The following is a 5,874-nucleotide window of genomic DNA, read 5'->3' as shown; positions in this document are numbered from 1 at the left end:
AGGTCGCGCCCGGCAATCACCGGCGGCTCGTCAAAACGCTGCCATTGCCATTCGGCACGATCGACGATGGCCTGGAAGTTGGCGAAGTAGAGCAGGTCCGCGCCGTTGAAGTCAGCATAGGGGCAAGGCAGGTACTCGGCCATGTGGCTGCCGAGGTGCCGTGCCCGCTCCAGGCCAAGATGGAAGGACCAGTCGCCCGCCCGGAAGCGCTTGGCCAGCGCGCCCATCTCCGCCGCCGCCGCGGGTGGCGGCCCGTCCGCCGGCAGGTTGAAAGCAGCCCTGACCACCGAACGATTGTCGCGTTCGCGCTCACGGCGGATAAAGGTGGACACCATCGATACCTCGGCCCGCCTGGCGCTTGGCCCGTCACCATCACCATCGCCATCGCGCCTCAGTGCATGCGTGCTGAAGTGGCGCGCGCCGGCCACCCGCATCAACTGCGTGTTCACCGAGAAGCCATCGTTCTCGCCAAGCGCTTCCAGCGATGCCTCCCGCAGCCGGATCGCGGTGAATGCGGCATAGGCCTTGTTGCCCTGCGCGTCCCGGAACGCCGGCAACGCCTGCCCGGACAGCGCCGCCAGCCCTTGCCAGTGCAGGTCGCCGCAAGCCTTGAGCAGCCAGTTCTCCGACAGGCCGGTATAGGACAGGTTCGGCATGCCGGCGACATAGCTTGTGCTCGCGCGGAACATGTCAGGCTGCCAGGGCTCGCGCGCCGAGCTTTTCGCTGACGATGGCCGCCAGGTATTCGGCATCGCGCGCAACGCCGGAGAAACGCCCGGAGCCCCAGGTGTGCAGCCACGGCAGCCCGAGGAAGTACAGGCCGTCCTGCGCCGTCACGCCGCGCACGTGGCCGGGATAGCCGCGCCCGTTGAAGACCGGCGCCTCCAGCCAGCTGAAATCCGGGCGAAAGCCGATGCACCAGACAATGGCGCCGATGCCCGCCTGCGCCAGGTCCAGCGCCCAACGCTCCTCGCCCGGCGACCATACCGGCGCATACGTGCTGGCGGGCGGGGCGGCGATGCCGTGCTTGTCGATGAACTTGTCGATGCTCGCGTTGATGCGGTTGTAGGTGTCGTCCGCATCGTCAAGGTTGGCTTTCAGGTTCGGCGTGAAGCGCAGCTTGCCGTCATGGAAATCCTCCAGCGCGCCGAACAGCTCCATGCCTTCGGTGGCGAACTTGCGCAGATCGATGTCGCGCCCGCCGTCGCGGCCCGTCACATAGTGATTGGTGTTGTCGCGCACGCCCTCGCGCAGCGGATGCTCCTGCACCGGCATGTCGTAGTACTGCATGTCAGCCAGCCAGTCCACCACGTCGCGGCCACGGTAGAAGCGCGCGCAGCGCGGCGCCTGGCCCACGGCCAGGAACACCTTGCGGCCCGCCAGGTGCAGGTCTTCGGCGATCTGCGCGCCGGACTGGCCGGAGCCCACCACCAGCACGCCGCCCTCCGGCAAGGCCTGCGGGCTGCGGTACTCGGAGGACTGGATCTGCCGGATGCCGGCGGGCAGGCGCTCCGCCATGCGCGGCACGATCGGCGTGTGATAGCCGCCGGAGGCCACCACCACCTGCCCGGCGGTGAAGTCGCCCTGCGAGGTGCAGACCAGATAGCCGCCCTGCTCCAGCGGCCTCACGCGCGACACCTCGGTGTGCTCCAGCACCGGCGCATTCACCATGCCGATAAAGCCATCGAGGTAGGCGGTGATCTCGTCCTTCTTCATGAAGCCGTGCGGGTCGTTGCCCTGGTAGGGATAGCCGGGCAAGGCGCACTGCCAGTTTGGCGTGACCAGGCAGAAGGCATCCCAGCGCTGGCTGCGCCAGGTGTGGGTGACGGTGTGCTTCTCGATGACGAGATGATCGATGCCGGCCTGCTTGAGGTAGTAGCTCATGGACAGGCCAGCCTGGCCGCCACCGACGATGATGACGCTGTAGTGCTGGGGGGAGGTGGCCTTGGTTTCGTTGCGGGTGTTAGACATGATGCGTCCTTCGTTGATTGCTGTGAGATGCGTTAGGGCTCTCAGATGCGGGCTCTTCAGATGCCGGTCTTCGAACTTCCCCGTGGGCTAATCCACCACTGGTTTGCTCCCCTCTCCCACGCAGTGGGAGAGGGGCCGGGGGAGAGGGTGGGCTCCTGCTCAGAGTGAGGGCCTGCGCCATTGCCACCGCCCGCCCTCTCCCCCGCCCCTCTCCCGCAAGCGGGAGAGGGGAGACCACAATTGGCTGAACTTAACGCCCGAAGCCGATCACGCGCACCGTGGCGCCAGGCTGGGCGCAAAAACGCGCGGCGGTGGTCTCGATCTGTTCAAGCTGGTCCATGGCAGAGGAGCAGGCATAGCCATACTTCGCCCTGACGCGCTCCGAGGCACTGCCCAGCGCCTGCCTGGCGATCGCCAGGAACTCGGCCAGCGCGTAGTCCCGTCCCGGGACAAAGAACTCGGTGACCACCGAGGACGGGGAATAACAGGTGACCTCGGTCTGATCGGGCCAACGTATGCGGAAATGCGTGACTGGCATGAGGGCTCCTCAGGCATCGATGTGGGTGGCATCCCGCGCTGGACAACCAGCCTGCGGGACGATAAATGCATCACGCGCGAAGTCCCACAGCAGCGCGGTTTCGCCGGCACCGCTGACAGAGATCTGCCGTGAATCGTCGATGACGCCGATATCCGCGCAGGCAATGTCCCGCGCCCTGAATCGCTCGCTCACACGCGCCACATCCTGCTCGCGCACGGCCAGCAGGAAGCCGTAGCTCGGAAACGCCGTGAGCCAGCGCGCCATCGGCACCCCCACGGGCGCCGGGATGCGGCCCAGGTCGATCCGCGCGCCCACGCCGGAACATTCCAGCAGCATCAGTGCCGTGCCCAGCGTGCCGGCCATGCTGATGTCCTTGGCCGCCGCGCACAGGCCGTCTTCGGCCAGCGCGGGCAGCAGTTCGAGATCGGCGCGCAGCCGCGCGGGCGGCGCCTCGGTGGAGGCGTTCCAGTACGGGTACGGCTCGGCAAAGGCGCCACGCAAATCGACCGCCATCAGCAACCGGTCGCCCGGGCGCGCCGCGAAACTCGATAGCAGGCGCCGCGCCCGCCCGACAATGGCCACCGCAAGCTGGGCCTGATCGCTGCGGGCATTGCTGTGCCCGCCGACGATCGGCACGCCATACGCCGCCGAGGCTGCCGCCATGCCCTTGAGCACTTCGGCGGCGTTGGCCACGCCGTTGCTCCAGATGGCGTCCACCACCGCCAGCGGGCGGCCGCCCATGGCATAGATATCGCTGACGTTGACCATCACCGCGCTGTAGCCCGCGAACCACGGCTTGGCATCGATGAAATCCCGGACCATGCCTTCGATCGCGAACAGCAGGTAGCCGTCATGATCGGCAATCGCGGCGCAATCGTCGCCCACCGCAACGGCCTGGCCGAGATCGCGCATGCCGCCCGGCAGCGCATTGCCCAGCGACGACAGCACGCCGGCAATATCGGTCTTGTGGCCAAAGCCACGGCTGGCGCGCAGGCTTTCCACGATCTGCGCGACGTTCATGTCCCGCTCCTGCCCAGCGTCGACAGGCCAATGCGCGGCGTCAGGCACGCCGGGTAGTAGTCCAGGTCCGCCTGCATCAGGTGGTGCGGGCGGCCAAGCAGCGTTTCCTCGGCCAGCACATCCCAATGCAAGCGGCGGAACAGCGGCACATTCTGGCTCTGCACATGCGCGAGGAATCGGGTGCAGCCCAGCCCGTTCGCGCTGCTCACCGCCAGCTTGATCAGCGTCGCGCCGATCTTGCCGTGGCTGCGGTATGCGGCGTGCACGGCCAGCCGTGAGCCAAACCACACGCCGGGCTCGGTTTCGTGGATGCGCACGGTGCCGACCACCCTCTGCGGCGCATCCGCCTCGCACTTCACCGCCACCAGCAGTTGGGCGGTGTCGTCGATCGCGTCGCGGTCGTCGTCAACAAAGATGCCCTGCTCATGGCAGAACACCGCCCGGCGCAGCGCCATGGCCTCGTCCGCCTCCCACTGCGCCCCGGCCCAGCGGATGCGGAACGTCGTGGCCGCGGGCACTTCCACACAGAGATCGTCGTTCATGCCGCCACCTCTTCATACGAAGACAGCGAGGAGCAGGCGCCGCACTTGCCGCAGCCCGCCTTGATATCCGCCGAGCGCATGCCCGCCGCGCTGATCATCGCGCCCAGCGGCTGGAGGATGGACTTCATGAATGCAGGCGGCGGCGCGGGATGGTCTTCCAGCGGCGTGCCGGTGATGGGCACAAAGGGCACCACGAAGGGATAGACGCCAAGCTCGACCAGTTCCTTCGAGATCGACAGGATGGTCTCAACGCTATCGCCGAGCCCGGCGAGGATATAGGTGCTCACCTGCCCCCGGCCAAACACGGCAACCGCGGCCTTGAACGCCTCCATATAGCGGCTGATCGGCACGGCCGCCTTGCCCGGCATGATCCGCGCGCGCAGAGCGGGCGTGACCACTTCCAGGTGCATGCCCAGCGTATCGATGCCGGAAGCCTTCATGCGCTCGAACCAGCGGTCGTCGTCCGGCGGCTCGCACTGCGCCTGGATGGGCAGGTCCACCGCCGCCTTGATGGCAAAGGCGCTTTCGCAAAGAATTGCGGCGCCGCGGTCCGGCGTGGGCGGCGTGCCGGTGGTCAGCACCATATGCTTGACGCCATCGAGCAGCACGGCGGCGCGCGCCACTTCGGCCAGTTGCTCCGGCGTCTTGCGCGCGATGGTGCGCCCCGCCGCGAGCGATTGCCCGATCGCGCAGAACTTGCAGGTCTTGCGCCGGCTCTCGTAGCGGATGCAGGTTTGCAGCACCGTGGTGGCCAGCACGTCCGCGCTGTGCAGCGTGGCGATGTGCGAGTACGGCACGCCTTCCATCGTCTGCAGCGCCGAGAAGCGCGGCGCTTTCGGAAAGCTGATGTTCGCAATCGGGATGGTGCCGCGCAGCAGCGCGCTGGTGCCCTTGCCATCCGGCGACGACGCCAAGTACGGCGAATGCCAGGCGGTATTGGTATGCACCGGCACCATGATGGTCACGCCATCCACGGTCACCGCCTTGTGGTCGGACGGGCCCGCGCCGCCGCGCCGGCTGGCGGCGCCCGCTGCCGGGTCCAGCAGGCGCAGCCCGACCGATTGCAGCTCGGTCCGAAGCTCAGTTACCGACAACCGGCTCAAGGCCGGCGTCATCGCGCTGGAGTTCATGGTGGGTGCTCCCGTGGTAGTTGGACAAGGCGGTGGCCATGGGCGATGCGGTCGCCGCCGGCCGGTCGTTGATGGCAAGGCTGAGCAATTCCGGCCGGGCGTAGTGCCCCACCGAATCCATCATTCGCTTGCGCTTGGTGATGAGCGACATATCCAGGTCCGCGATCACCATGCCCTCGCCCTCGCGCAGCGGCGGCGCCAGGTGCTGGCCCTCCGGCGACACGATGGCGGTGTTGCAGCCGCCGCGCAGCGCCTTTTGCAAGGCGGGGTCGGTAGTCACCGAGGCGATCTGCTCGTCGGTCAGCCAGCCAGTGGCGTTGACCACGAAGCAGCCGGATTCCAGCGCGTGATGGCGGATGGTGACTTCGATCTGATCGGCAAAGATGGGGCCCACCAGCGAGCCGGGAAACTGGCTGCAGTGGATTTCCTCGTGCTGGGTCATCAGCGCATAGCGGGCCAGCGGGTTGTAGTGCTCCCAGCAAGCCAGCGCGCCCACGCGGCCGATGGCGGTTTCGGCCACCTTCAGGCCGGCCGCGTCACCCTGGCCCCAGATCATCCGTTCATGGAACGTCGGCGTGATCTTGCGGCGCTTGAGCACCAGGCGGCCGTCGGTATCGAAAATGAGTTGCGTGTTGTAGAGACTGCCGTGGTCGCGCTCGTTGACGCCGAGCAC

At 67.4% G+C, this 5,874-nt stretch carries 7 protein-coding genes; all 7 read right to left on the bottom strand.

The window, feature by feature from the left end:
- Nucleotides 1-689: Pnap_2097 family protein (locus AC1RQC_RS40235; RefSeq protein WP_492886855.1), on the bottom strand; the 689-nt coding region annotated here is incomplete at its 3' end.
- Between the two features lies 1 nt (nt 690).
- Nucleotides 691-1,971 carry an MSMEG_0569 family flavin-dependent oxidoreductase gene (locus tag AC1RQC_RS40230; RefSeq protein WP_492886853.1) on the bottom strand — a complete coding sequence of 427 codons (1,281 nt, stop codon included), beginning with the start codon at nt 1,969-1,971 and terminating at the stop codon, nt 691-693.
- A gap of 250 nt (nt 1,972-2,221) precedes the next feature.
- Nucleotides 2,222-2,509 carry an MSMEG_0570 family nitrogen starvation response protein gene (locus tag AC1RQC_RS40225; RefSeq protein ID WP_492829247.1) on the bottom strand — a complete coding sequence of 96 codons (288 nt, stop codon included), beginning with the start codon at nt 2,507-2,509 and terminating at the stop codon, nt 2,222-2,224.
- A gap of 9 nt (nt 2,510-2,518) precedes the next feature.
- Nucleotides 2,519-3,529 carry a sll0787 family AIR synthase-like protein gene (locus AC1RQC_RS40220; protein ID WP_492886851.1) on the bottom strand — a complete coding sequence of 337 codons (1,011 nt, stop codon included), beginning with the start codon at nt 3,527-3,529 and terminating at the stop codon, nt 2,519-2,521.
- Complete coding sequence (locus AC1RQC_RS40215) at nt 3,526-4,071, bottom strand: MSMEG_0567/Sll0786 family nitrogen starvation N-acetyltransferase (protein ID WP_492886849.1); 546 nt, start codon at nt 4,069-4,071, stop codon at nt 3,526-3,528. The genes AC1RQC_RS40220 and AC1RQC_RS40215 overlap by 4 nt, the downstream gene beginning before the upstream one ends.
- Entirely contained in the window at nt 4,068-5,201 is a 1,134-nt protein-coding gene (locus AC1RQC_RS40210; RefSeq protein ID WP_492886847.1) for an MSMEG_0568 family radical SAM protein, read from the bottom strand. Before AC1RQC_RS40210 ends, AC1RQC_RS40215 begins: the two co-directional genes overlap by 4 nt.
- The coding region (locus tag AC1RQC_RS40205) for a nitrilase-related carbon-nitrogen hydrolase (protein WP_492886845.1) at nt 5,152-5,874 on the bottom strand (723 nt) is incomplete at its 5' end. The genes AC1RQC_RS40210 and AC1RQC_RS40205, both read right to left, overlap by 50 nt.

This window comes from Cupriavidus sp. GW822-FHT03E04 (assembly GCF_058801495.1).
This window is presented reverse-complemented; position numbering and strand designations above follow the sequence as displayed.